Source organism: Acidisoma sp. 7E03, assembly GCF_054665075.1.
On the sequence record NZ_BAAFHE010000004.1, the window covers coordinates 268,718 to 295,149 of the forward strand.

Sequence of the window (26,432 nt, forward strand, 5' to 3'; positions counted from 1 at the left end):
ATCGCGGCTCAGACGCGGGAATAGGCGATGCCGCGGGCGAGCCAGCAGCCGAGGGTGAGGCCGGAAACCCGGCCCGCGGCGTCACGCTGGAAGCGCAGCGTCCAGTCGCCGGGCGCGCTGTAGTCGAGCGCGCGCGGGCAGGGCAGCAGCCAGATATCGGGCGCAAAGGGTTTCAGCAGCTGCATCTCGCCCTGGCCGAGCGCGCCGGAGAAGGCGCCGTAGATCGCCCCGCCGGCGGCGACGCAGGTAAGCTCGGCGCCGAGTTCCGGCGAGCGGAAGACGCCTTCGACATCGGTGGCCGGTGCTTCCGCCGACAGGGGCGCAAGGGTGGTGACGAGATTTTCGCTGGGCCGCTCCAGCCGCAGCCCGCCTGCGGCGGGCACAAGGCGCGTGCCGGCGGTGGCGAAACCGCCGCCTTCGATCCCACTCAGGGTTTCGGCGCCATGCCCGTAGCCGAGACGGATGCGCCCGCCGGAGGCCGCCTCCACCGCCACGGCCAGACCGCTTTCCGGCTCCAAGTAGCGGCCGGCGACCTGATCGGTCGCGCCTTCGGCCGGCGCGGCAGCAGCCGGGGCATCCAGCAGCGCCCGCAGGATCTCGACCGCCGGCGCCCGGGGATCGGCCATATGATTGAAGAGGGTGACGACGGAGATGCGCTCCTTCGGCAGGTAGGTGCGGAAGCTGCGGAAGCCGCGCAATCCGCCCTCGTGACAGGTGGCCGGGCTGCCGAAGAACTCGGTTCGCGCCAAGCCGAAGCCATAGGCGGCGGGCGCGCCGTCCCGGAAGGTGACGGCGCCGGAGATGCGACCATAGAGGCTATCCGGATCGTCGCGGGTCGCGTCGATATGCCGCTCCCAGGCGATCATGTCGTCGAGCGAGGCGGCGAGACCAGCATCGCCGGTCCAGACGATGCGGTTGACGGCGGGGCGGAAGCCTTCGGCGACGCCGCCCTCATAGCCGACCGTGCCGCCTTCGACCCAGGCGGTATCGGCATTGAGCCTGGCCGTCGGCATGCCCGCGACATCGAAGATGCGGGTGCGCAGGAGATCGGCGAAGGCGCCGCCGGTACGCTCCTCGATGAGATCGGAGAGCAGGCGGAAATTCTGGTTGCAATAGGAGTAGCGGGTGCCGGGTGCGAAATGCAGGCTGCGCGTGCGACGGATGATCCGCTCCGCATCCTCCCCCGTGAACCGCCCTTCCACCGGCGCGCCTTCCAGCATGGCGATGGCCCAGTAGTCGCGCAGGCCCGACTGGTTGTGCATGAGGTCGAAGAGGCTGGGCCGCGGACCCTCGAGCAGCGGCAGGCGGCGGGCCAGCGCTTCGTCCAGCACAGACGGATCGGGAAAGAGATCGAGCAGCAGGGCGCAGGTGAACTGCTTCGAGATGGAGCAGATCAGGCTCATGGTCTGCGGCGTGAAGGGGATGCGCCGCGCGGCGTCGGCGAAGCCCCAGGCGTGGCGGGCGAGGACCTCGCCCTCCCGCAGCACCGCGACAGCACCGCTGGGCGCAGCCTGGCGCTGCGGCAGATCGGCCAGAATCGTCTCGAGGGCAGAGGCTGCGGACATCAGTTGGGCTCCGGATCGGTCGGGCCGCTAGAAAGGCGGCTTCCGGCAGAGCTGGCAAGATGGCTGGTTAAGCACCGAGAGGGCGCGTGCGGCGGAGCAGCAGGGGCCCGAACTGGGCGAGGACGAGGCTGCCGAGCAGCAGGGCGCAGCCGAGCCACCCCATGCCGGTCAGCCGCTCCCCCAGAATGAGGGCCGCGAGCAGGGCGGCGAAGAGCGATTCGGACATCAGCATGACGGCGGCATCCGATGGCGGCGTGTAGCGCTGGAAGATCGCCTGCAACAGGAAGGCGAGGCCGCCCGAGAGAGCGCCCGCGTAGAGGATTTCCCGCCAGGCGCCGAGGGCGACGGCCGGGTGCCACGGCTCAGCGAGCAGGCCGATCGCGAGGCCGAGCACGACGCAGACTGCCGACTGGAACAGGGCCGCGGCCACCGGCCGGCCGGTGCGGTGGATGAAGCGGTCGAGCAGCAGGATCTGCACGGCGAAGCAGAGCGCGGAGAGGATGGTCATCCCATCGCCCAGGTTGAGGCTGGTGATCGCGCCGCCCGCGAGGCACCAGGTGCCGAGCAGTGCCAGCAGCGCCGCAGCCCAGATGGCCGCGTTCGGCAGCCGGCGCGCGACCAGCATTTCGAGGCAAGGCACGAAGATCACGTAAAGGCCGGTGAGAAAGCCCACATGGGTGACGCTGGTGATGGCGACCGCCCATTGCTGCAACACCGTGCCGGCGAAGAAGGCGAGGCCGAGCGGCAGGAGCAGCAGGCGGTCGGCGCGCGACAACGCCTGGGTAGCGCGCCGCGCCTCGATCAGCCCGAGCGGCAGCACGACGAGGAAGGCGAGGATGTAGCGCAACCCCGTGAACCAGCCGGCGCCAAGAGACGCGCCCTCGGACTGCGCGACGAAGCCGCCACCCCAAATGGCAGCCGCGAGGAGGAGACCGAGATTGGCGGAAAGACGGGACATGCCAATCCGTCTGGCGGGCCGGCCGGCGACCGTCAATCGGGCGGGGGAGCCGCCCTGCTATTCCCGGGCGAAGATCGCGATGACCGAGTCCAGATGCGCGGCCATCGCGGTTCGCGCCGCCTTCGCATCGCGGGCGACGATCGCCTTCAGCACCTCCCAATGCTCCTGCTCGGCGCGGAAAGGCATGTCCTCCGAACTGTAGAGGCGCTGTAGGCGGCTGAAGAGCGGGCTGTAGCGATGGCCGAGCAACAGGGTGATGAGCATCTCATAGGCGGGGTTGCCACTCGCCTGCGCGACCAGGATGTGGAACTGCCGATCGCCTGGATTGCTGCGCGAGCCTTCGCGATTGTCCCGCAGGTGGCGTTCGAAGGCGGCGCGCAGACCGTCGATCTGTGCCCGGGAGGCGTGCTGCGCGGCAAGCGCCGCCGTCTCCGGCTCGACCAGACGCCGTGCCTGGAGCAGGGCGAAAGGCGGGATCTCGGCCGCGAGATCGAGGTTCACCGGCAGTTCCGGATCGGGCTCGGCGAATTCGATGCGGGTGATGCGGCCGACCACATCCGGCGTGACCTCGCTTTCCGGCACGCGCAGCACCTGCATGCCGGCGCCGACCCGCACATCGACGACGCCCAGCACCTCGAGCGCGATCAGCGCTTCGCGTACGGAGGAGCGGCTGACCTGCAGCGCCGCCGCGAGTTCCCGCTCGGAAGGCAGGAAGGCGCCGGGCGGATAATCCCCGGCGCGGATCAGCGCGCAGAGCCGCTCGGCGATCTGCGTGTAGAGGCGTCGGTTCTGGATGGCTTCGAGCGCCATTCTGCTCCCATCTCGGCTGCGCTTGGCAGGGTCCACCCATGCTACTACAACACAAAGATTGGTCCGGCCATTGGTCCTTTCGACCTCATTTCATCCAGGCCGGTCCCGGACGGGAGGGATGTCATGAGACTCAAGGGAAAACGCGCCTTCATCACGGCGGCGGGGCAGGGGATTGGCCGCGCGACGGCCGAGCTCTTCGCGCGCGAAGGGGCCGAGGTGATCGCGACAGACATCAATGCCGCGGCGTTGGAGAGCGTGAGCGGCTGCACCACGCGCGTGCTGGACGTGCTCTCGCCCGAAGCCATCACCCAGGCAGCGGCCGAGGCCGGCCGCATCGATATCCTCTTCAATTGCGCGGGCTACGTGCATGCGGGTTCGATACTTGATTGTGATGATCGCGCCTGGCAGTTCTCCTTCGATCTTAACGTTACCGCAATGTATCGGATGATACGCGCCTTCCTGCCGGGCATGCTGGCCCATGGAGGAGGCTCCATCATCAACATGGCTTCCGTCGCCTCTTCGCTCAAAGGTGTTCCGAACCGCGCCGCTTACGGCGCCTCGAAGGCCGCCGTGCTGGGTCTCACGAAGTCCGTCGCAGCCGACTACGTGACCCAGGGCATTCGCTGCAACGCCATCTGCCCCGGCACCGTGCAGTCTCCGTCGCTCAACGAACGGATCGAAAAGCAGGCCAGCACCGGCGGCATGTCCGCCGAGGAAGCCCGTGCAGGCTTCGTCCGCCGGCAGCCCATGGGCCGGCTCGGCTCTCCCGAAGAGATCGCCTACCTCGCATTGTATCTGGCGTCCGACGAAAGCAGCTACACGACGGGCACGGAGCAAATCATCGACGGTGGCTGGTCCGTCTAATGGCAAAGTAATGGCAAGAATCACCAGCCTGTGCACGATGGACGTCCGGTTTCCGACGTCGAACACCTTGTACGGGTCGGATGCCATGAACATCGACCCCGAATATTCCGTCGCCTATGTCATTCTGCGGACGGATCAGGATGGGTTGAGTGGTCATGGCCTTGCCTTCACCATCGGCCGCGGCACCGAAATCGTCTGCACCGCGGTCCGTGCTCTCGCCCATCTTGTCATCGGCTTGGAGCTTGATTGGATCCGCGAGGATCCGGGCCGGTTCTGGCGGCATCTGACCAACGACAGTCAGCTGCGCTGGGTCGGGCCGGACAAGGGGGCGATGCATCTCGCGACCGGTGCCGTGGTCAATGCCGTGTGGGATCTCTGGGCGAAGGCGGTCGATAAGCCGATCTGGCGGCTCGTCGGCGAAATGACACCGGCGGAACTCGTCCGCTGCATCGATTTTCGCTACATCACCGACTTTCTCGGACCCGAAGAAGCGCTGGATTTCCTGACCGATGCAGCGCGCGGCAAGCACGAACGGCTCGACGATCTGCTGACCCATGGCTACCCCTGCTACACCTCCGCGCCCGGCTGGCTGAGCAGCACGGACGAGCAGCTGACCCGCGCCGCACGCTTCGCCGTCCGCTCCGGCTTTAACCACATCAAGATGAAGGTCGGCCGCCGGCTAGAGGACGACATCCGACGGCTTGCCATCGTGCGCGAGGTCATCGGGCCCCATCGACGGCTGATGATCGACGCCAATCAGGTGTGGGAAGTCGACCAGGCGATCACCTGGCTCAAGGGTCTCCAATTCTCCAACCCATGGTTCATCGAGGAGCCGACGAGTCCAGACGATATCGAAGGACACAGAAAGATCCGGGATGCGGTGGCACCGATCATGGTCGCGACCGGGGAGATGTGCCAGAACCGGATCATGTTCAAGCAGTTCATCCAGCGCGGCGCGATCGACATCGTGCAGCTGGATACCTCGCGCCTTGGCGGCATCAACGAGATTCTCGCGGTGATGGTGATGGCGGCGCGGCACGATCTTCCGGTATGCCCGCATGCTGGCGGTGTCGGCCTATGCGAATACGTGCAGCACCTTGCGATGTTCGACTATCTCGCCATCTCCTGTTCCTTCGAGAACCGCATGGCGGAATACGTCGACTTTCTGCACGAGCATTTCCTGGAGCCCTGCACGGTGATCGGATCGGCCTATCTGGCACCGAAACGGGCCGGCTTCTCCATCACCATGCGGCCCGAATCCCTCGAGCAGTACACCCGCCGCTCCTGGTTCCGTTGAAGCGGCAACCCGAGGGCGCACCCCGCGCACGGCCGGAGATGGCTCCCGGGCTTTGACCCGCCGGGCGCTTTGCGGGCACAGTGGGATCGCAGACGTCCCAAGCCCGCGAAAGAACGACCGATGAAAGCCATCCTCTGCAGCAAGCCCGGCACACTCGAACTCATCGAGCGGCCAGACCCCCGCCCGGGGCCGGGCGAAGCGCTCATCCGCATCCGGCGCATCGGCCTGTGCGGCACCGATTATCACATCCTCGGCGGCCGCCAGCCCTACTTCGCCTATCCGCGCGTCATCGGCCATGAACTCTCCGCCGAAATCGTGGAGGCGCCGGCGGGCTCCGGCTTCACCCCCGGGATGGCCGTGGTCGTCATGCCCTATCTCAGCTGCGGCCAGTGCCGTGCCTGCCGCCGCGGCCTGACCAATTGTTGCCAGAAGATCGGCGTGCTCGGCGTCCATCTCGACGGCGGCATGGCGGAATATCTCGCCGTACCGGTGAGCAACCTGTTCCCCGCGGACGGGCTGACGCTGGACGAAGCGGCGATGGTGGAATTCCTCGCGATCGGCGCACATGGCATCCGCCGCGCGGCCGTCGGCCCCGAAGACCGGGTGCTGGTGGTGGGCGGCGGTCCCATCGGCATCGCCGCCGCGATCTTCGCTCAGGTCCAGGGCGCGGCGGTCACGATGATGGATCTCCGTCAGGACCGGCTGGATTTCGCGACGAAGACCCTCGGCGTCACGCATAGCCTGCAGGCGGGGCCGGAGGCGGTCGCGATGCTCGGCGAACAGACCAAGGGCGATTTCTTCGACGTCGTGGTCGATGCGACGGGCCATGCCCGTTCGATTTCGGGCGGCCTCGCCTATGTCGGCCATGGCGGCCGCTACGTACTGCTCAGTATCGTGCAGGACGACATCGGCTTCCCGGACCCGGAGTTCCACAAGCGCGAAACCACCTTGCTCGCGAGCCGCAACGCGACGCCCGCGGATTTCCGGCATGTCATGGCGGCGATGGGGGCGGGGCAGGTGCCGACCGAGGCGCTGGCCAGCCACCGCGCCCCCTTCGCCGAAGGTCCCGCCACCATTCCGGTCTGGGCCAAGCCCGAAACCGGCGTGATCAAGGCGCTGCTGGACCTCTAAGACCGCTCAGTCCTCGGAGCGCATCAGCGTGCGACGGTGCGCCTCTGCACCGTCCAGCGCCCGAGCGATCGCATCGAACCATTCCGCTTCGTTGAAATAACTGCGGACGAAGGCGTTGAGTCCGCCCGGGGTCTCATACTCCTCGGGCGGCAGCGGATCATTCCGGCGATCCATCTCCAGCGCCAGCGCGCCGAGGCCCGAAAAAAGCGACCGCACGTAGCGCGTGGCGACCGGCGGCGCGATCTCCCGGCTCTGCAGCCAGGCGACGAGGGTGTTCTGCAACTGGAAATGCGTCGACATGAAGCCGCTCGTCAGGCTGATGGTGTCGAGATCGCTTTCGAGCGCCGGAACGACGAGTTCCCCCACCAGGCCGAACAGCGCCTCCACCGTGGGGTCGGCCGGGGTCATGAGGATCGGCCCCTCGCCGAACTCGATGCAGGGCATCGGGATCATGCGGACGATGCGTGTCGCCGGCGCCACATGCTGGCGCAGGAGGGTGAGCGGCACGCCCGCGAGGAAGCTCACGACGATCTGGTCGGCACGGAAGGGCAGACCTTTGAGATCACCGATCTGCTTGGGCAGGACGCCGAGGCAGACGATGTCGCTGTCCGCCACCACCGCCTCGTTGCTCGCTGCCCGGCTGGTGTTCTCGAAGGCTTCGGCGAGCGCGCGGGCGCGGCTTTCCGAGCGAGGTGAGACCAGGAAGCGGTGCGCCTTCGCGTCGGTCTTCTGCAGCCCGCGAATGACGGCCTCGGCCAAGGCGCCCGTTCCAACAAATCCCAAGACCGCCATCGCCCGCTCACTCCTCGAAGGTTTCGACCCTCAAGAAAGCCGGCCATGGCGCGGAAGCGCAAGCGCCGTCAGATCGACCAGGTGGCATCCGCAGTGCGGGCGGCGCTCGCGGGCGGCCGCACCAGACCCGCAAGGACGCCGGCGAGGAATTCCGCCTGCTGCCGGATATCGGGCACCGCCGTCATCTCCCAGAAGGCACCCTTGGTCACCGGACCGATCGCAAAGAGCCGGCGGGAGATGGACCCGTCCCCGGCGAGCAGCGCGCAGTTGCCGGTGACGTCGAGGCCGAGGCCGAGCGCATCGGGGCGGACCAGGCCACGGTCGAGCAGGCGGCGCACCAGGGGATCCCGGATGCGGGCGAAATCGCTCTCCGGACCCGCGCAGTTGACGACCCTGCCGACCGTGAGACGCTCCAGCTCCTCCCGGAAGCGCGGCCGGAACACGACATCGACATGGCCGCCGGGCCGGATGACGAAATCACGGATACGGCCGGCGCGGATGGAGAGTTGCCCGCGGTGCCGCGCTTCGGCAATGCGCGCGGCGACCGGTCCGGCGAGACGATGACGATGCGTATCCCACCAGGGGCGGAGATGGCGCAGGAAACGGCGGCGATCCTCCACCGACATGGCCTGCCAGATATCGGTGGTGAGGGGACGCAACTCGTCGATCACCGCATGCCAGGAACCGCCGGCGGTGCGGGCGGCATGGGCACGGTGGCGCAGGAAGCGCGCGAGATGGTTGAGACGGGTCGGAAATTGCTCGCCTTCCGGGAGCGCCGTCGCGTTCGGCCCGAGCAGGTGGGTCTGTGGCAGCAAGCCGCGGCGGGAGAGGGCAATGATGGGGCCGCGATGCGCCTGGTCAAGAAGGGAGATGGCGGTGTCGACCATGGTGAGCCCCGTGCCGATGAGCAGCACCGGGGTGTCGGGGTCGAGATCGGCGGTAAGCTCCGGCGCCCAAGGGTCGGGGCTATAGAAGGTCGTGTCGTAGAAGCCCGGGGAGGTGACGGGCGGCGGCGAAGGCGGAAAGTTGCCGACCGCGAGGACGACGCGATCGACCTCGCGCGGCGGACCTTCGGAGAAGGAGAGAACGACGCCGCCGGGCTGGGGCGCGATGTCCGTCACGTCGTTCTGGAGCAATTCCAGCCGCCCGCAGAAGACCGCGGCGCGGCGCTCGCTTTCCAGAAGATCCTCGACGTAGCGGCCGAAGACGGCGCGCGGCACGAAGGTGGTGGGGGAGGGTTTGACGCCGCCGAGTTCCGGTGGTTCCACCGCCCGCAGCCATTCGAGGAAATGCTGGGGCTGATTGGGATACGCGCTCATCTTCGCTGCCGGCACGTTCAGCAGGTGGGAGGAATTGCCGGTGGAGTAGGCGGCGCCGCGGCCAAACTGGCGGTTGCGCTCGATGAGAAGAATGCGGGTGCCGGGGGTAGTCTGGCGCATCAGATGAAGGGCCAGCAGCGTGCCGCTGAAGCCCGCGCCGATGATGGCGACGGTCTGTTCGGTCATCCTGGACATCCTGTTTCGTGACGATCGCCTCGGCCGAGGTCCTTCGAGAGCCAGCACGCCTGCGCGCTGCCTGACGAGCGATCGATGAAGGGGCCGAAAGGGGATGGAAGAGCTGCGCGCATGGCTGCTATTGGCGCGCGGTAATTCCTATTTGTCCAGTAGAAAATAAGCGAGCAGCCGGCCTCGTGATCAGACGACGAGGTCGGCCTTGAGCGCGGGAAGATGGGCGAGATCGGCAAGGGTGCAGCCCTCCAACACCTCGGCCGCAGCATCGCGCACGCGCTGCATCAGCCCGGTGAGTTGGCAGGTCTCTATATCCTTGCAATCCTTGCAAACGCCGAAACGCGTGCGGCTGGCGCAGGGCGTCAGGGCGATGGGGCCGTCGATGATCCGATAGATATCGGCGACGGTGATCGTCTCGGCGGGTTTTGCCAGCTTATGGCCACCCACCGGCCCGCGGCGGCTTTGGATGAAGCCTTCGTCACGCAACTGGACGAGGATCGCCTCAAGAAACTTCCGGGGGGTGTCGCTGCGGTCGGCGATGACCTGGGCACTCGTCCACCGGCCCGATTGCGCTTCTTCGGCCAAAACGAGGACGGCGCGGAGAGCATATTTTGCGCGGCTCGACAGCATCGGCGATCCATGAGGTAACGGCAGTGGACGGGGACAAGCATAGAGGTCCTTTCGGCACCGATGCGCCTTCCGCTAGCGCGGCGCAAGCCTCAAGCCTCCGGGGGTGGGTTGCCTGACGCGGTGGCCCGTGCAGCCGCCTTCTGGCGGCGTTCTGCCCAGGCCTCCATGAGTTGGATGATGGTCGCAGCGGTTTCCTCGATCGAACGGCGGCTGACATCGATGACCGGCCAGCCGCGGCTGGTGCAGAGCCGCTTGGCCCAGAGCAGTTCGGCCGTCACCGCTTCCAGGTCGGTATAGTCGCCGCGGTCGTGGTGACCGACGGCGTTGGTGCCCAGCATGCGCAGGCGATGGCGGCGGATGTCGATGAGAGAATGCGGATCGAGGGTGAGACCGACCACCGGGCAATGCGGATGGTCGAGCGCCGCCGGCAGCTCGATCCCCGGCACGAGGGGGACGTTGCCGGCCTTGATGCCGCGATTGGCGAGATAGAAGGAGGTCGGCGTTTTCGAGGAGCGGGAGACGCCGACGAGGATGACGTCTGCCTCCGCCATGCCGGCCTGGGCCTGTCCATCGTCATGGGCCAGCACGTAATGGATCGCGTCGATGCGGCGGAAATAGTCGGCATCGAGGATATACTGCCGACCTGGCCGGGCCTGGGCCTGTTCGCCGATATGATCCTGCAGCATCGTCATCACCTGGTCGAGGACATGCACGATCGGCACGCCGAGGCGAGCGCAGGCCATGTCGAGTTCACTGCGCAGCGCGCGGTCGACCAGACTGCAGAGCACCGGGCCAGGCTCCGCCTCGAGCCCGTCCAAGACCCTATGCAATTGGAATCGTGTGCGGATCAGGCTCCATCGATGCGGCACGATGTGCAGATGCTCGAACTGCACGGTAGTCGCGCGGGCGATGGAATTCAGGGTCTCGCCTGTCGCGTCGGAGACGAGGTGGAGGTTGAGCCGGTGCGTGGACATCTCGGCATCATAACGGGAGAAATGGGGATAAAAGGAAGCCCGAACCGGTGGGCCGGCATGCAGCGGGGGAATCCCGTCCACTCCGCTCGCATGTGAAGATGTGTACGACCCTCCTGCCAAGGTAACTTAATGTTCACAGAGTCGCGAAGAAAAACAGCGCTCTAATCCCATTCAGCCCTGTGGAAAACTTTGGGGACAAAAAGGGGGCGCACCGGGTACCCCGACTCTCCCACCCCCATCTACCTCCCCCAAACTTCTTAAGTTCTTATTCTGACGTGATAGGGTGGGCGTACTTCTTTGGGGATAATCGTGAAAAGACTTCTGAAGGTTCTGAGCGGGGAAACGGTGTGGCCTCCGCCCACATGGCTCATGCGACAGGCAGGCCGATACCTACCGGAATACCGCGAACTTCGGTCACAAAGTCCTGATTTTGTTAGTTTTTGTCTAAATCCGACAGCGGCAAGCGAGGCGACTCTCCAGCCCATCCGTCGCTTCGGAATGGATGGGGCCATCCTCTTCAGTGATATCCTCATCCTGCCTTGGGCGCTGGGGCGGGCATTGACCTTCACCGAAGGGCATGGGCCCCGGCTTCCGCCCTTGTCCTCTGTGGATGAAGTGCGCGCTCTCGACGTCCAAGGCTTTCTGGCGCGCACGGCGCCGGTGCTGGAAACCATCGGGATCACGCAAACGGCACTTGCTAAAAACCATCCCGAAACGACCCTCATCGGCTTCGTGGGGGCTCCCTTTACGGTCGCCTGTTACATGGTGGAGGGTGGCGGCTCGAAAGAGTTCGCGGCAACCCGCCGCATGGCAGCCGAGGACCCAGGAACCTTCGATGGTCTGATCGACGTGCTGGTCGAGACGAGCATCACCTATCTGCGCGCCCAGATCGACGCCGGGGTGGATGCCGTCATGCTGTTCGACAGCTGGGCCGGGCTATTGTCGCCTGCGGGCTTCGCCAAGCAGGTGATCGCGCCGACGCGGCGCATCGTCCAGGCACTGAGGCAGAGCCACCCGACCGCGCCCGTCATTGGTTTTCCGCGCCTCGCCGGCACCATGATCGGCGCCTATGCGGCGGAGACCGGCGTCTGGACAGTCGGCATGGATACGGCGGCCGACCCACGTGTGGTGGGGCAGCTCGTGCCGCCCAGCATCGGCCTTCAGGGCAATCTCGATCCCTTCGCGCTGCTTTCTGGCGGCGAGACACTGGCTACGGAGACGGCCGCGATCCTGTCTGCGATGCGGGATCGCCCCTTTGTCTTCAACCTCGGCCATGGTGTCATGCCGCCGACGCCGCCCGCGCATGTGGCGGCGCTGGTGGAGCAGGTGCGGAGGGGCTAGGCGTGGTGAGCGCAGGCGACACGAGGACGGCAGCACGGCGCATTGCCGTGGTGCTGTTCAATCTTGGCGGCCCCGACAATCAGGAAGCCGTGCGCCCCTTCCTGATGAATCTGTTCACGGATCCGGCGATTCTGCGGGTGCCGCCCTTCATCCGCCCCTTCCTGGCGAGGCTCATCGCCCACAAGCGGGTACCGGCGGCGAAGGAAAACTACCGGCTGATGGGGGGCGGCTCGCCGCTGCTGCCCCTTACCCAGAAGCAGGCGGTGGCGCTCGACGCGGCCATGGCGGGCGATGGCGAGGTGAAATGCTTCATCGCCATGCGCTACTGGCATCCTTTTGCGGAAGCGGCGGCGCGTGAGGTGAAGGCCTGGGCGCCGGATCAGATTCTGCTTCTGCCCCTCTACCCCCAGTTTTCGACTACGACGACGGGCAGTTCGCTGACGGATTGGCGAGAGGCGGCGGCACGGGTGGGTTTGGCCGTGCCGACGACGACGCTCTGCTGCTGGTATGACGACCCTGCGGTGGCGGCCAATGCGGCGGCGCTGGTGGATGCGACGATCGATGCCGCCCGTCAGGCCTTACCCGACGGCACGCCGATCCGGCTGCTCTTCTCCGCGCATGGCTTGCCCAAGGTCATTGTGGACCGGGGCGATCCCTATCAGTTCCAGGTCGAATCCTATGTCGCAGCCTTGCGACGCCATCTGCGTGACCCGGAGGCAGATGGGCTGGTCTGCTACCAGTCCCGCGCCACGCCCCAGGTTTGGCTTGGGCCGAGCACGGACGAGGCGGTGATGCAGGCCGGCCGGGACCGCGTCGCCGTCGTGGTGGTGCCGGTCGCCTTCGTCTCCGACCATTCGGAAACCTTGGTCGAACTCGACATGGAATATCGGGAGCTTGCCCATCAGAACGGTGTGCCGGGCTATTTCCGGGTTCCCGTGCAGAACGACGATGCGGGTTTCATCGCCGCGCTCGCCAAGGTGGCACGGACGGCCCTGGCCCGCGGCCCGGGATTGTGCAGCCACCGGGGTGGGGCGGCCTGCCCTGCGGCGCATGGCGACTGTCCATTCCTGCGCGCTGGTCATCCCGCGCCCGAACGCCTAGAACCGCTGCCATGCTGACAGCTCGGGACCTATTGGCCAGGCGCGATGAACCGATCGACCTGGTGATCTTCGATTGTGACGGCGTGTTGATCGACAGCGAAGGTCTGGCGAGCGTCGTGCTCTCTCGCGAATTGCGCGCACTCGGCTGGAACATTTCGGCGCATGACTGCGAGACGCTGTTCCTCGGCACCTCTCTCCGCGACATCATCACCCGCACGGAGGCAGAGACTGGCCGGCCTGTGCCGCTCGATTTCGGAGAGAGCTTTTCGGCGGCGATGGTGGAGGCGCTGGCGCGCGAGGTGGAAGCCATTCCCGGTGCTGAAGCGACGCTGAGCGCGCTGAGCGCCGCGGGCGTGAATTGGCGCGTCGCTTCCAATTCGAGCCACGCCGAGATGGCAGTGAAGTTCGGCCGCACCGGTCTCGCCCCCATCGTCGGCGACCGGAAGCACAGTGCCGAAGACATGATGAAGCTCGGTCTGAACGGGAAGCCCGACCCGCATCTGTTCCTGGCGGCCGCCGAAGCAGGGGGCGTACCGCCGACCCGCTGCCTGGTCATCGAGGATTCCGTGCCCGGCTGCCAGGCTGCGCGGGCCGCCGGGATGGCCTGCCTCGGCTTCTCGCCCAGGGAAGACGGCCATGAACTGGTGGCCCAAGGCGCCGGCATCTTCAAGCGGATGACCGATCTGCCCGTGCTCCTCGGCCTGGTGCGGGAGATGGTGTGATGCTGCTGATCAGCCTCTACCCTTGGGTCAAGGCCTTCCACGTCATCAGCGTGATCGCCTGGATGGCGGCAACCTTCTACCTGCCGCGACTCTACGTGTATCACTGCCAGGTGCCCGTCGGCTCGCGCGAGAGCGAACGCTTCAAGATCATGGAGCGGCGGCTGTTCAAGCAGATCATGAACCCCGCGATGATCGCGAGCTGGGTCTTTGGGTTTCTGCTGATCGTGACCCCGGGCGTGGTTCTCTGGAGCCAGCCCTGGTGGTGGGTGAAGTTCGTCAGCGTGATCCTGCTGTCCGGCTTCCACGGCGCCTGCTCGAAGTGGCGCAAGGATTTCCTCAACGACCGCAACCGCCGGCCGGAGCGGTTCTACCGTTTCGCCAATGAGGTGCCGACGGTGCTGATGGTGATCATCGTCATCATGGTGATCGTAAAGCCGTTCTGACCCGCCAGTAGGGTAGGGTGGGCCGAAGCCCACCCTACGCGCTAGCCACCCAAAGGCTCAGAAGAAGCCGAGGGCCTTGGGGCTGTAGCTGACCAGAAGGTTCTTGGTCTGCTGGTAGTGGTCGAGCATCATCTTGTGCGTCTCACGCCCGATGCCGGACTGCTTGTAGCCGCCGAAGGCGGCATGGGCCGGATAGGCGTGGTAGCAGTTGGTCCAGACGCGACCGGCCTGGATGCCGCGGCCGAAGCGGTAGGCGCGGCTGCCGTCCCGCGTCCACACGCCCGCGCCAAGGCCGTAGAGGGTGTCGTTGGCCATCTCCAGGGCTTCGGCCTCAGTCTTGAAGGTGGCGACGGAGACGACGGGCCCGAAGATCTCCTCCTGGAAGATGCGCATCTTGTTGTGGCCGGAGAAGACCGTCGGCTTGACGTAGAAGCCGTCCTTGAGATCGCCCTCGAGGACGTTGCGCGTGCCGCCGGTGAGGACCTCGGCGCCTTCCTGGCGGCCGATCTCGATGTAGCTCAGGATCTTCTCGAGCTGCTCGGAGGATGCCTGGGCGCCGATCATGGTGGTGGGATCGAGCGGATTGCCCTGACGGATCGCCTCCACCCGCTTCACCGCCTTTTCCATGAACCGATCGTAGATCGATTCCTGAATGAGGGCGCGGCTCGGGCAGGTGCAGACTTCGCCCTGGTTGAGGGCGAACATGGTGAAGCCTTCGAGGGCCTTGTCGAAGAAGTCGTCGTCTTCGGAGGCGACGTCGGCGAAGAAGATGTTGGGCGACTTGCCGCCGAGCTCGAGCGTGACCGGGATCAGGTTCTGGCTCGCATACTGCATGATGAGGCGGCCGGTCGTCGTCTCACCGGTGAAGGCGATCTTGGCGATCCGGTTGCTGGAGGCGAGAGGCTTGCCCGCTTCGAGACCGAAACCGTTGACGATGTTGAGCACACCCGGCGGCAGCAGGTCGGCGATGAGTTCGGCGAGCAAGAGGACGCTGGCCGGCGTCTGCTCGGCGGGCTTCAGCACCACGCAGTTGCCCGCCGCAAGCGCAGGCGCCAGCTTCCAGCAGGCCATCAGGATCGGGAAGTTCCACGGTATGATCTGCCCGACGACGCCGAGCGGCTCATGAAAGTGATAGGCGATGGTGTCGTGGTCGATTTCGCTCAGCGCGCCTTCCTGCGCCCGGACACAGCTCGCGAAATAGCGGAAGTGATCGATCGCGAGCGGAATGTCGGCAGCGGTGGTCTCACGGATGGGCTTGCCATTGTCCCAGGTCTCGGCGAGGGCCAGACGGTCGAGATTTTCCTCCATCCGGTCGGCGATGCGCAGCAGGATCAGCGCGCGTTCGGCCGCCGGGGTGCGGCCCCAGGCGTCCTTCGCTGTATGGGCGGCATCGAGGGCGCGCTCGATGTCGTCCTTGTCGGACCGCGGGACCTCGCAAATCACCTGACCATTGATGGACGAAGTATTGTCGAAGTATCGGCCGCCGACCGGGGCGACCCATTTACCGCCGATGAAGTTTTCGTAACGTTTTGAAAAAGGCGGGGCCTGAAGAAGGCCGCTCGGAGAGACTTGATCCATCTTTTGTTTTCCCCCGGAGCGTTTGTTGTTGACGCTCCATTTAAGTCGCCTGAATTTGAACAGGTTCTGGTGCCGGCACTTCACTTTTCATTTCTGGAAAGGCATCTGCTGGCGGGTGGAGCCTACCAGGGAGCACGCCGGCGCTGCAATCCGCGCCCTCTGCCCCAGACATGTCCGTTTTCGAAGCCTCCTGGATCGCGCCCCGGGGGGCTTGACTTGTCCGCGCCAACAGTCCACTTGAATTTCATATCTGAGCGGGCGGGAGACTTCCCGCGTCTTCGTGGTAGCCCCGAGCCTTGGGTGCAGCCCACCGCCAGCAGATCACGCGCCGACCTAACTTCATCCCGATCAAACCCCCAACAAATCCTGGATTGTCCGGCCTTTCAAAGGGCGGACCCGAGACCTCCCCGAAGGCGTCCCGATGCACCTCGCCGAACTCAAAGCGAAAAGTCCCACAGATCTGCTCAGCCTCGCCGAGTCGTTGCAGATCGAAAACGCATCCTCTCTGCGCAAGCAGGAGATGATGTTCGCCATCCTGAAGAGCCTGGCGGAGAATGACCAGGCGATCCACGGAGAGGGGACGCTCGAGATTCTGCCGGACGGGTTCGGCTTCCTGCGCAGCCCGCAATCGAACTACCTGCCCGGACCGGACGACATCTATGTCAGCCCGCACCAAGTGCGCCGCTTCGGCCTGCGCACCGGGGATTCCGTGGAAGGCCAGATCCGCGCTCCCAAGGATGGCGAACGCTACTTCGCCATGTACAAGATCAATACGATCAACTACGAGCAGCCGGAAGCGGTTCGCCACCGCACCAATTTCGACAATCTGACGCCGCTCTATCCGAACGAGCGGCTGAAGATGGAGATCGAGAACCAGCCGCCGCCGGTGAAAGGCGCGCAGAAGGATTACACGCCGCGGGTGATCGATCTCATCTCGCCCATCGGCAAGGGCCAGCGCGCGCTGATCGTGGCCCCGCCCCGCACCGGCAAGACCGTGATGCTGCAGAGCATCGCGAGCTCGATTTCCGCCAATCACCCGGAAGTCTTCCTCATCGTGCTGCTGATCGACGAGCGGCCGGAAGAAGTGACCGACATGGCGCGCAGCGTGAAGGGCGAGGTGATCAGCTCAACCTTCGACGAGCCGGCGGCCCGCCACGTTCAGGTGACGGAGATGGTCATCGAGAAGGCGAAGCGCCTCGTCGAACACAAGCGCGACGTCGTCATTCTGCTCGACAGCATCACCCGCCTCGCCCGCGCCTATAACGCGGTGGTGCCGAGCTCCGGCAAGGTGCTGACGGGCGGTGTCGACAGCAACGCGCTGCAACGTCCGAAGCGCTTCTTCGGCGCCGCGCGCAACATCGAGGAAGGCGGCAGCCTGACCATCATCGCGACCGCGCTGATCGATACCGGCAGCCGCATGGACGAAGTGATCTTCGAAGAGTTCAAAGGCACCGGTAACTCGGAAATCATCCTCGACCGCAAGATCGCCGACAAGCGCACCTTCCCGGCGATCGACATCACGAAGTCCGGCACCCGCAAGGAAGAGCTGCTGGTGGAACGCGCAACCCTGTCGAAGATGTGGGTGCTGCGGCGTATCCTCAACCCGATGGGCTCGACCGACGGCATGGAGTTCCTGCTCGACAAGCTGAAATACAGCAAGACGAACCAGGACTTCTTCGACGCCATGAACACCTGATTCTCGATTCCGCCCGTGGCGGCAGCCTGCCGCCCGGGCCGGACGAGAAATCGCTGGCCCTCGCCGCGATCCCGGTGCGAACCTCTGCCCCAAGCCGATTGGACAGGAGAGAGCACCGAATGGCCGACACCCCCAAAACCGCAACCCCGCTCGACGATGCGGAGGATCTTTGCCGCCTGAGCGGCACGGCGCTTCTCCCCCTCTATGCCTCGGGCAAGCTGTCCCCGGTTGAGGTGGCACGGGCCGCCCTCGCGCGGGCGGAAGCGGTGCAAGCCAAGCTCAACGCTTTCGTGCGCATCGACCACGACATCGCCCTTGCGGCCGCAACCGAGTCCGAGGCGCGCTGGCGCGCAGGCACGCCGATGGGGCCGCTGGACGGCGTGCCGACGACGATCAAGGACATCGTCTGGGTGAAGGACAGCCTGGCGCGCTACGGCTCCCGCTCTTCGGGCGTCACCTCCCGCGTGGATGCGCCTTCGGTCGCCCTGCTGCGGGCGGCCGGTGCGGTCTTTCTCGGCCTGACCACCACACCGGAATTCGGCTGGAAGGCGCTGACCGACGGCCCGCTCACCGGCATCACCCGCAATCCCTGGAACGCCGATCTCACGCCCGGCGGCTCCTCCGGCGGCGCCGCGGTTGCGGCGGCAACGGGCGCCGGCGCGCTCCATCTCGGAACCGACGGCGGCGGCTCCATTCGCGTGCCAGCGGCCTTCACCGGCATCGTCGGTCACAAGCCCACCTTCGGTCGCGTGCCGGCCTATCCCGCCAGTGCTTTCGGCACGGTCGCCCATATCGGCCCGATGACGCGCACCGTCGCCGATGCGCAATTGATGCTGGACGTGATGTCCGGCCGCGATCTGCGCGATTGGTTCCAGAACCCGCTCAGTTTCACGTCCGCACAAGCGGAGCCTGCCGCCTCCTTCCAGGGACGTCGCTTTGGTCTGTGGCGCGATGCGCCGAGCGGCAGGGTGGCGCCCGAGGTCGCGGCTGCCTTCGAGCGCGCCGTGAAACGGTTGGAGGCGGCAGGGGCGATCCTCGAACCCATCTCCCTGCCACCGGAGGAGAATCTGCTGGATCTCTTCCATCGCCACTGGTTCGCGGGCGCGGCCGCGCGCCTTTCCGCCCTGGGCCCGGGCGATCTCGAAGCGGTTGATCCGGGCTTGCGCCAGATTGCCGCCCAAGGGGCCGGCTACAGCGCCGTCGACCTCATTCACGCCCATAACCGCCGGGCTGCCTTCGGCGCAGGGTTCGACGCTCTGCTCGCGGGCTATGAGGCTATCCTGTCACCTGCCTGCACGGTGCTGCCTTTCATCGCCGGCGAGGAAGTGCCGCCCGGCTCCGGCCTCACGCGATGGACCGAATGGGCAGCCTTCAGCTACCCGGTCAATCTCGCCCAGGCGCCGGCGGCCGTCATCCGTTCGGAGATTCTGGAGAATGGCCTGCCCGTGGGTCTCCAAATCATCGGGCCGCGCGGCGCGGACGGGCGGGTTCTCGCCCTCGCCGCGGCAGCCGAAGCGCTCTACGCCGCCTGATCGGCTGCCTGGCCGAGCGCCAGGCGCTGGGCGGCCGCAAAATCGACCTTCCCCGATCCGAGCAGGGGCACGGCGGAGATCACCCGGATCTCCGCCGGCACCATCAGCTCGGTGGCGCCCTGAGAGCGCGCGAATTGCAGAAACTGTTCGCGCGTCGCCTCCGGCTGCTCGGTCAGCAGGATGATGCGCTCACCCTTTCGAGGGTCCGGCACCGCCGTCGCGACGGATAGCGCTTCCGGCCAGAGTTCGGACGCGAGACCGTCGACTGCCGCGAGCGAGACCATTTCCCCACCGAGCTTGGCGAAGCGCTTGGCGCGGCCACGAATGGTCAGGAAGCCGTCGGCGTCGATCGACACGATGTCACCCGTGTCGTGCCAGCCGCCCGGCAGCGGCTGGACGACGCCCGGGTTTTCCGCCCGCACGTAGCCGAGCATGACGTTCGGGCCGCGCACCACGAGGCGACCGCCCTCGACGATGCCGGGCACCGGATCGAGCCGCGCCTCGATCCCCGGCAGCAGTCGGCCCACAGTGCCGAACCGGTAGAACATGGGCGTGTTGAGGGCGAGTACGGGCCCGGTCTCGGTCACGCCATAGCCTTCCAGCAAGCGGATGCCGAACTTCTCGAGGAAGAGCTGATGCGTCTTGACCTTCACCGGCTCCCCACCGGCGACGACGTAGCGCAGCGACCGGAAGTCATAGGCATTAGCGTTCCGGGCATAGCCGGTGAGGAAGGTATCCGTGCCGATCAGCACCGTCGCGTTCGTCTTGTAGATCAGCTCCGGGATCGTCTTGTAGTGCAGCGGCGAGGGATACATGAAGACCGGCACGCCGTAGACCAGCGGCAGCACCATGCCGCAGCTCAACCCGAAGGAATGGAACAGCGGCAATACGTTGAACATGCGGTCCTCGCGGCCGTAGTCGATGCGCGCCGCGACCTGGGCGATGTTCGCCAGCATGTTGCGATGGCTGATGACCACGCCTTTGGGCGTGCCTTCCGAGCCCGAGGTGAAGACGATGGCGGCGGCATCGTCGGGACCGGCGCCCGGGCCGCGGTAGAGCGGACGCGACCCCTGCGCCATGCCGCGCAGCTTGGCGGCGAGGCCGATCTGCTTGCGGACGTCTTCGAGATAGACGATGCGAGGCTTGGTTTCCCCACTGCCGGCTTCGAGTTCTGCGATGAGCGATTCGAGGCCGCCCTTCAGCACGAAGGCGCGTGAGGTGAGGATGACGCGCACTTGGGCCGTGCGACAGGCGGCGAGGAGATTGGCCGAGCCCGCGGTGAAGTTCAGCATGGTCGGGATACGGCCGGAGGAGACGAGGCCGAGCACGAGGGCGACGCTCGCATTCGCATTGGGCATGAGGACGCCCACCGCCTCGCGCGGGGCGGAGAGCGGTGCCAGGACACGACCCAGGACCGCGGCGCCGGTAAAGAGCCGGCGGTAGGACAGCGTGCCGGAGGTGGGATCTTCGCAGGCGGTGCGGCCGCGCCCGTGATGGGCTGCGGCCATGGCGGCCGCCTGGAAGATCGTCATGTCCGTCGGCGTGGTACGCCAGACGAGCTCCGACATGATGCCGTAGATGGCAGCGGAGCCCGCCTCCCGGCGAGCGCGTCCGCGCAGGCCGGGGGTAATCGCCAGACGTTCCGGCGGCAGCACCGTGACCCGCACCTTCGGGAACCAGCGGCGCCGCACCTGGCCCGCGGCCGCGCGGGAGAAGGGAGTCATCTCCAGCCCGCTAATGCGCATCGGCAGGATGCTGGCCCCGGTATGAGCGGCGATGAGGGCGGCGCCGTCATAGACCTTCATCAGGCTGCCGGTGACGCTGATGCGGCCCTCGGGGAAGATGACCAGGCTCTGGCCCTCCTCTACCGTGCGCACCAGCCGGCGGGTCGCCATGGGCTGAGCCGGATCGAGCGCGATGGCGGTCGCGAGCCGGCGCGCGGTGCGGACCCACCAGAAGCGGGTGAGCGACCGGTCGATGACGAAGACAGGGGGCGTCTCCAGCACGGCGAGGACCAGCGCCGCATCGAGCCAGCTCACGTGATTGACGGCGACGATACTGCGGGGGCCCTGCCGCTCAAGGTTCTCGGCCCCGCTGATCTCGACCCGGTACAGGATGCGAAAGAGCATCCAGAGCAGGTCGGGCAGGCGTCGAGCCGGCATGGTCGCCAGCATCCAGAGCGTGACAGCGAGGCAGCACAGGCCGAGCAGGCCGAAGATCAGCGGCACGCCGAGCCCGAGGCCGAGCAGCGCCGAGGTGAGGAGCGCACCGATCGCCATGGCGCCAGCGGAGATGACGTTGGCGCCGGCGATGGCACGGGCGCGATGATCGGGTTTGGCCCAGACCTGGATGGCGGCGAAGGTCGGGACGGCGAGCAGGCCGCCAGCGAGCGCGATTAGCACGAGATCGACGAAGACATGCGTCGCGAGCTCGTGCCGCCCGACGGCGCCCTGCGTCACCCGCCAGAGATCTAGCAGGAAAAGGCCGAGCAGCCCGGTGCCGATGATGGCCGGGCTGAGATTGACGCGGCGGCCGGTGAGCTGGGCGGCCAGCATGGACCCCGCGGCGATGCCGAAACAGAAGAGGAGCAGCGCGAAGGTCGCAGTATGCCGGCTGCCGCCGAGCGCTTCCTTGACCAGGCCGGGCAGAAGGCCGAGGGCGATGGCGCCCACCAGCCAGAAGAAGGAATTGGCGAGGGCCGCCCACCAGATGCGGCGGTCGGTGCGCAGCTCCGACAGCAAGCCGAAGGTCGAACGCAGGATGTTGCGGCGGACCTCCAGCGTGGGTGCGCCCTCCCCGGAGGGGGGGATGAGCCGGGCGGATGCCCAGCTGAGGACGGAGAACAGCATTACGGCCACCGCCAGGAGGACGGTGCCGTGCGGCAGGGTGATGGCGAAGCCACCAGCGGCGGTGCCACCGATGATGGCGAGGAAGGTCGCGCCCTCCACCAGGGCATTGGCAGCCGGCAGGGCTTCGCGCGGCAGGTGATCGGGGAGGATTCCGTATTTGACCGGTCCGAAGAGGGCCGAGAGCGTGCCGAAGGCGAAGAGGGCGAGGAAGAGCACCGGAACGCTTGCGAGCAGGAAGCCGACCACAGCGAGCAGCGCAACCAGGATTTCCACCAGCTTGATCCGCTGGGCAAGCCAGGCCTTGTCGTAACGATCCGCCATCTCGCCGCCGAGCGCTGACAGCAGGAAGAAGGGCAGGATGAAGACGGCTCCCGCGAAAGCGATCAGGGCATTCGCGGCATGAGGCGGCTCGCCCACCGCTGCACTTCCCGCACCCCAGAGGATGAGAAAAAGCAGGGCATTCTTGAGGAAATTGTCATTGAAGGCAGCGAAGAACTGGCACCAGAAGAGCGGTGCAAACCGGCGGTCCCTCAGAAGCGAGCGGATCATATCGTGTCGGTCTCCTCGTCGCGCCCATGATAGGATGGGGGCGACGTTTCTTTTCAGTGGCGGCCTGGCCGGGATGTGACGGCCGGGACCCTGGACTCGCGTTGAAAAGGTTTCCCTCAGTCGGGGGCTCGGCTATGCCGCCCGCAGAGCTCGAACGGAACAAAGACCCTATGCCCGATACTGCCATCACCTCCCCCGCCGAAGATTACAAGGTCCGTGATTTCAGCCTCGCCGCCTGGGGCCGGAAGGAAATCTCGATGGCCGAGGACGAGATGCCCGGCCTGATGGCGCTGCGCGCCGAATACGGTGACAGCAAGCCGCTCGCCGGTGCCCGCATCGCCGGCTGCCTGCACATGACCATTCAGACCGCCGTGCTGATCGAGACGCTGGTGGCGCTGGGTGCCACGGTGCGCTGGTCTTCCTGCAACATCTTCTCGACCCAGGATCATGCGGCCGCGGGGATCGCTGCCGCGGGCATTCCGGTCTTCGCCTGGAAGGGGATGAACGAGGAAGAGTTCTGGTGGTGCATCGAGCAGACGGTCCGCGGGCCGGACGGCTGGACGCCGAACATGATCCTCGACGATGGCGGTGACCTGACCGTGCTCATGCACGAGAAGTATCCGGAAATGCTGGCCGAGGTCCGTGGCATTTCCGAGGAAACGACCACCGGGGTTCATCGCCTGTGGGAAATGGCCCGGGCTGGCAAGCTGCTGGTGCCCGCCATCAACGTGAACGACAGCGTGACCAAGTCGAAGTTCGACAACCTCTATGGCTGCCGTGAGAGCCTGGTGGACGCGATCCGCCGCGGCACCGACGTGATGCTGGCCGGCAAGGTCGCGGTGGTCGCGGGTTTCGGCGACGTCGGCAAGGGCTCGGCCGCCTCTCTGCGCAACGGCGGCTGCCGCGTGCTGGTGACGGAGGCCGACCCGATCTGCGCCCTGCAGGCGGCCATGGAAGGCTACGAGGTCGTGACGATGGAGAATGCCGCGCCCCGCGGTGACATCTTCGTGACCGCGACCGGCAACGTCGACGTCATCACGATCGAGCACATGCGCGCGATGAAGAACCGCGCCATCGTCTGCAACATCGGCCACTTCGACAGCGAGATCCAGATCGAGGCCCTGCGCAACTACAAGTGGGACAACGTGAAGCCGCAGGTGGACGAGGTCATCTTCCCCGACGGCAAGCGGCTCATCGTACTGAGCGAAGGCCGTCTCGTGAACCTCGGCAATGCGACTGGCCATCCGAGCTTCGTGATGTCCGCCTCCTTCACCAATCAGGTTCTGGCGCAGATCGAGCTGTGGACGGCCAAGCCCGGCACCTATGAGAAGCGCGTCTACACCCTGCCCAAGGTGCTGGACGAAAAGGTCGCCGCGCTGCACCTCGCCAAGGTCGGCGCCGAGCTGACCAAGCTGAGCCAGAAGCAGGCCGATTACATCGGTGCCGCCAGCGTCAACGGCCCCTTCAAGCACGACCTCTATCGTTACTGAGACCGCGCCTTTGGTTTGACAGGAGGGTGGGCACCGGCCCACCCTCCTGGATCAAAAGGGACTGGCCATCCGGGCAGGGGATGCGGGGATGAGCGAAGGCACGTCGACAGCCGGACCGCTGAGCATCCCGATCTATTACAATACCGTCCAGTCACCGCAGTTGGTGATCTACGCTTCGCTGGGCGGCGGGCCGGTGGAGCCCTATAGCTTCGATACCGGCGCGCCCAACCTCTTCGCGACCTATGGCAGCTGGTGGCCCGGCACGACCGAGGCGACCGAGCAGGGCGCCGACAGCTTCACCTTCGCCCAAGCGCCCACCTATTACTACAATCCCGTCGCGACGACGGTGACGCTGTCGGATGTGGCCGGGGACAGTCTGGCGACCGCGACCAACGTCAATGTCGCGCAGGTCACCAATATCGACAGCAATACGCCGGCCGAAAGCTATACGGCCTGGGCCAATGCCGTTGCGTCCGGTGGCACGCCCCTCGCCAACGGCACCTTCGGCGATTTCGGTGCGGGCCTCTATGGCACCAGCACGCTGGGCACGGTGCTGGCGCAGCTTCCGGAGGCGCCGGGCCTCATGCCGGGCTTCATCGTCGAGGCGCCGACCTCTGCCGCCGCGCCCGGCACGCTGGCCGTGGGGCTGAACCCCGCCACGATCGCTGCCTGGAAGGCCAATCCCGCGACGCTCATCCTGACGATGGCGCCGACGGGCGCCGGCGACCTACCCAATCCGGACGGCAATGCAGCTTGGTCGATCTTCTCCAAGGCGCAGGCGAGCGACACGCAGGTGGCCATCATCACCAACGCCGGCACCTACACCACCCCCATCCCCACGGTGATCGATACGGATGGCGGCCCGAACAACAACATCTACGACCCCGGCACGCTCGACCTGCCGTCCTGGCTGTCCTACGGCACGCTGCCCGATGGGACTCGCTACCAGCTTACCCAACCTGCGGGCGAGACCGCCGGCGGCACGCTCCTATCCTACGTGACCGGCAGCGGGGTGCTGCCGGCCGGAGGAAATACGAACCTGCTGACGACACCCGCGGATGACGGGCTGCGGGACAATCCCGGTTTCAACCTCTTCCTCACCTATGACGTGATGTTCGACGTGGCAGATGACGAAGTTCTGCTGCAGCCGATCGCCTGCTTCGCCGCGGGAACACGGATCGCGACGGAAGACGGCTGGAGGGAGATCGAACAGCTGCAGGTCGGCGACCTCGTGCGAACGCAGGGCGGAGAAGTGCTGCCAGTAACGTGGCTCGGCTCGCGCCGGGCGGATTGCCGGCGCCACCCGGCGCCCGCGGCAGTGCAGCCGATCCGCATCGCGCCGCACAGCTTCGGACCCGGACTGCCGGAGCGGCCGCTACTGCTCTCGCCGGATCATGCTGTCTTTATCGAGGACGTGCTCATCCCGGTGAAGCACCTGGCGACGGGCGCTCTCGTTCGCCAACAGGATGTGGCCTCCGTCACCTACCATCACGTGGAGCTTCCGCATCACGCTGTCATCCTGGCCGAGGGCCTGCCGGTGGAGAGCTATCTCGATACCGGCGATCGCATGAACTTTGCGGGCAAGGAAACCCGGCTCCACCCCGTCTGGGGCAGTACGGCGGGCGACGTCGCGTTGATCTTCGATGCTTTGGGAGCGGCACCACTGCGCGTCACCGGGCCCGAACTGGAGCGCGCCCGGGTGCGGCTGGCGGCCTCAGAGCGCGAGCAGGTGCGCCGTTTCGTGCAAGGGTAGTCCGACGACGCCGGAGTAACTGCCGGCCAGGAAGCGTACGAAGCGGGCGGCCTGGCCCTGGATCGCATAGCCGCCGGCCTTCCCCCGCCATTCCCCGCTCTCGACATAGCCGTCGATGTCGCGCGGGCTGAGACGCGCGAAGGTTACGACGGAGTCGACCAGACGTTCCCGCAGACGGCCGTCAGGGCAGGCGAGGACCACGGCCGTCATCACCCGATGGCGCCGGCCGGAGAGCAGTGCGAGGCAGGCACGGGCCTCGGCTTCGGTTTCTGCCTTGGGCAGGATTCGCCTTCCGGCGGCGACGACCGTATCGGCGGCAAGGACGGGTCTGTCGGGGATCAGAAGGTGGACCGCCTGTGCCTTGGCCCGCGCGACACGCTGGGCATAGGCCCGCGGCAACTCGCCCCGAAGCGGTGTCTCATCGACATCGGGGGCGACGACGCGGTCAGGTTTCAGTCCGAGCTGAGCGAGAAGCTCAAGGCGGCGGGGACTGGCAGACGCCAGAACCAAGCCGCATCCGTCCGGGAGGATGATTACTTGAACCGGAAGGTGATGCGACCCTTGGTGAGGTCGTAGGGCGTCATTTCGACGTTCACGCGATCACCGGCCAGGACGCGGATGCGGTTCTTGCGCATCTTGCCGCTGGTATGGGCGAGGATCACGTGGTCATTGTCGAGTTTCACGCGGAACATGGCGTTGGGCAGAAGCTCCGACACCATGCCGCTGAACTCGATCATGTCTTCTTTTGACATGGATCGGTCATATTCCTTGATTGCGACGGTGGCCCTGTAAATGGCGCGCCGTCCCGCCCAGGTCAAGCTTTCCGTGAATCCCCGGGGGACGCTTGCTT

At 66.3% G+C, this 26,432-nt stretch carries 22 protein-coding genes; 11 read left to right on the forward strand and 11 right to left on the reverse strand.

All coding sequences use genetic code 11. The features are described from left to right. Window positions 1-8 precede the first annotated feature (8 nt). The 3 genes from ACYQ6W_RS08590 to ACYQ6W_RS08600 all read right to left on the reverse strand — a co-directional run bounded on the left by ACYQ6W_RS08590 (window position 9) and on the right by ACYQ6W_RS08600 (window position 3,333). A complete protein-coding gene (locus ACYQ6W_RS08590) occupies window positions 9-1,565 on the reverse strand; it encodes a D-aminopeptidase (protein ID WP_459674754.1) in 1,557 nt (518 codons plus the stop codon). 67 nt (window positions 1,566-1,632) lie between these two features. After that, entirely contained in the window at window positions 1,633-2,523 is an 891-nt protein-coding gene (locus tag ACYQ6W_RS08595) for a DMT family transporter (protein ID WP_459674755.1), read from the reverse strand. Window positions 2,524-2,580: 57 nt separating this feature from the next. After that, entirely contained in the window at window positions 2,581-3,333 is a 753-nt protein-coding gene (locus ACYQ6W_RS08600; RefSeq protein ID WP_459674756.1) for a FadR/GntR family transcriptional regulator, read from the reverse strand. A 123-nt stretch (window positions 3,334-3,456) separates the two neighbouring features. On the opposite strand from ACYQ6W_RS08600, the gene ACYQ6W_RS08605 reads away from it, so the two are divergent. From ACYQ6W_RS08605 to ACYQ6W_RS08615, 3 genes are all read left to right on the forward strand, one after another. Next, the gene (locus ACYQ6W_RS08605; protein ID WP_459674757.1) at window positions 3,457-4,197 is read left to right on the forward strand and encodes an SDR family oxidoreductase; all 741 of its coding nucleotides are present in this window, start codon (window positions 3,457-3,459) and stop codon (window positions 4,195-4,197) included. An 85-nt stretch (window positions 4,198-4,282) separates the two neighbouring features. Then, on the forward strand, window positions 4,283-5,494 hold the full coding sequence (locus tag ACYQ6W_RS08610) for an enolase C-terminal domain-like protein (protein ID WP_459674758.1): 1,212 nt from the start codon (window positions 4,283-4,285) through the stop codon (window positions 5,492-5,494). A gap of 120 nt (window positions 5,495-5,614) precedes the next feature. Next, complete coding sequence (locus ACYQ6W_RS08615) at window positions 5,615-6,625, forward strand: zinc-binding alcohol dehydrogenase family protein (protein WP_459674759.1); 1,011 nt, start codon at window positions 5,615-5,617, stop codon at window positions 6,623-6,625. Window positions 6,626-6,631: 6 nt separating this feature from the next. Here the strand turns inward: ACYQ6W_RS08615 and ACYQ6W_RS08620 are convergent, their stop codons facing one another. The 4 genes from ACYQ6W_RS08620 to ACYQ6W_RS08635 form a co-directional block, all read right to left on the reverse strand. Beyond that, window positions 6,632-7,417 carry an NAD(P)-binding domain-containing protein gene (locus ACYQ6W_RS08620; protein WP_459674760.1) on the reverse strand — a complete coding sequence of 262 codons (786 nt, stop codon included), beginning with the start codon at window positions 7,415-7,417 and terminating at the stop codon, window positions 6,632-6,634. Between the two features lie 68 nt (window positions 7,418-7,485). Next, complete coding sequence (locus tag ACYQ6W_RS08625) at window positions 7,486-8,922, reverse strand: FAD/NAD(P)-binding protein (RefSeq protein ID WP_459674761.1); 1,437 nt, start codon at window positions 8,920-8,922, stop codon at window positions 7,486-7,488. A 189-nt stretch (window positions 8,923-9,111) separates the two neighbouring features. Further along, complete coding sequence (locus tag ACYQ6W_RS08630; RefSeq protein ID WP_459674762.1) at window positions 9,112-9,555, reverse strand: RrF2 family transcriptional regulator; 444 nt, start codon at window positions 9,553-9,555, stop codon at window positions 9,112-9,114. Window positions 9,556-9,644: 89 nt separating this feature from the next. Continuing rightward, a complete protein-coding gene (locus tag ACYQ6W_RS08635; RefSeq protein WP_459674763.1) occupies window positions 9,645-10,529 on the reverse strand; it encodes a pyruvate, water dikinase regulatory protein in 885 nt (294 codons plus the stop codon). Window positions 10,530-10,835: 306 nt separating this feature from the next. Between ACYQ6W_RS08635 and hemE the strand changes: the two genes are divergently transcribed. The 4 genes from hemE to hemJ are packed head-to-tail and all read left to right on the forward strand — an operon-like array spanning window position 10,836 to window position 14,135. Beyond that, window positions 10,836-11,870, forward strand: coding sequence for a uroporphyrinogen decarboxylase (gene hemE / locus ACYQ6W_RS08640; RefSeq protein WP_459674834.1), 1,035 nt, complete (start codon window positions 10,836-10,838; stop codon window positions 11,868-11,870). 5 nt (window positions 11,871-11,875) lie between these two features. Continuing rightward, window positions 11,876-12,988 (forward strand): ferrochelatase, encoded by a 1,113-nt coding sequence (gene hemH / locus ACYQ6W_RS08645; protein WP_459674765.1) that lies wholly within the window; start codon window positions 11,876-11,878, stop codon window positions 12,986-12,988. Then, window positions 12,982-13,692, forward strand: coding sequence for an HAD family hydrolase (locus ACYQ6W_RS08650; protein WP_459674766.1), 711 nt, complete (start codon window positions 12,982-12,984; stop codon window positions 13,690-13,692). The genes hemH and ACYQ6W_RS08650 overlap by 7 nt, the downstream gene beginning before the upstream one ends. After that, window positions 13,692-14,135, forward strand: a complete 444-nt coding sequence (gene hemJ, locus ACYQ6W_RS08655) for a protoporphyrinogen oxidase HemJ (RefSeq protein WP_459674767.1) — start codon at window positions 13,692-13,694, stop codon at window positions 14,133-14,135. Before ACYQ6W_RS08650 ends, hemJ begins: the two co-directional genes overlap by 1 nt. Before the next feature lie 57 nt (window positions 14,136-14,192). Here hemJ and adh read toward each other — a convergent pair whose 3' ends face one another. Beyond that, complete coding sequence (gene adh / locus ACYQ6W_RS08660; RefSeq protein WP_459674768.1) at window positions 14,193-15,713, reverse strand: aldehyde dehydrogenase; 1,521 nt, start codon at window positions 15,711-15,713, stop codon at window positions 14,193-14,195. Window positions 15,714-16,134: 421 nt separating this feature from the next. Here adh and rho point away from each other — a divergent pair, with 421 nt between their 5' ends. Together rho and ACYQ6W_RS08670 are read left to right on the forward strand one after the other, a co-directional pair. After that, window positions 16,135-17,409, forward strand: a complete 1,275-nt coding sequence (rho, locus tag ACYQ6W_RS08665) for a transcription termination factor Rho (protein ID WP_459674769.1) — start codon at window positions 16,135-16,137, stop codon at window positions 17,407-17,409. 119 nt (window positions 17,410-17,528) lie between these two features. Beyond that, window positions 17,529-18,941 carry an amidase gene (locus ACYQ6W_RS08670; RefSeq protein WP_459674770.1) on the forward strand — a complete coding sequence of 471 codons (1,413 nt, stop codon included), beginning with the start codon at window positions 17,529-17,531 and terminating at the stop codon, window positions 18,939-18,941. On the opposite strand, the gene ACYQ6W_RS08675 is transcribed toward ACYQ6W_RS08670, so the two are convergent. Next, window positions 18,929-22,339 (reverse strand): acyl-[ACP]--phospholipid O-acyltransferase, encoded by a 3,411-nt coding sequence (locus ACYQ6W_RS08675; RefSeq protein ID WP_459674771.1) that lies wholly within the window; start codon window positions 22,337-22,339, stop codon window positions 18,929-18,931. The two genes, ACYQ6W_RS08670 and ACYQ6W_RS08675, sit on opposite strands and share 13 nt — an antisense overlap. A gap of 170 nt (window positions 22,340-22,509) precedes the next feature. Between ACYQ6W_RS08675 and ahcY the strand changes: the two genes are divergently transcribed. Together ahcY and ACYQ6W_RS08685 are read left to right on the forward strand one after the other, a co-directional pair. Further along, the gene (ahcY, locus tag ACYQ6W_RS08680; protein WP_459674772.1) at window positions 22,510-23,829 is read left to right on the forward strand and encodes an adenosylhomocysteinase; all 1,320 of its coding nucleotides are present in this window, start codon (window positions 22,510-22,512) and stop codon (window positions 23,827-23,829) included. Window positions 23,830-23,917: 88 nt separating this feature from the next. Continuing rightward, the gene (locus ACYQ6W_RS08685; RefSeq protein ID WP_459674773.1) at window positions 23,918-25,582 is read left to right on the forward strand and encodes a Hint domain-containing protein; all 1,665 of its coding nucleotides are present in this window, start codon (window positions 23,918-23,920) and stop codon (window positions 25,580-25,582) included. Here ACYQ6W_RS08685 and ACYQ6W_RS08690 read toward each other — a convergent pair. After that, on the reverse strand, window positions 25,544-26,092 hold the full coding sequence (locus ACYQ6W_RS08690; protein ID WP_459674774.1) for a Maf family protein: 549 nt from the start codon (window positions 26,090-26,092) through the stop codon (window positions 25,544-25,546). The two genes, ACYQ6W_RS08685 and ACYQ6W_RS08690, sit on opposite strands and share 39 nt — an antisense overlap. A gap of 23 nt (window positions 26,093-26,115) precedes the next feature. Continuing rightward, complete coding sequence (gene infA, locus ACYQ6W_RS08695; RefSeq protein WP_459674775.1) at window positions 26,116-26,334, reverse strand: translation initiation factor IF-1; 219 nt, start codon at window positions 26,332-26,334, stop codon at window positions 26,116-26,118. Window positions 26,335-26,432 lie beyond the last annotated feature (98 nt).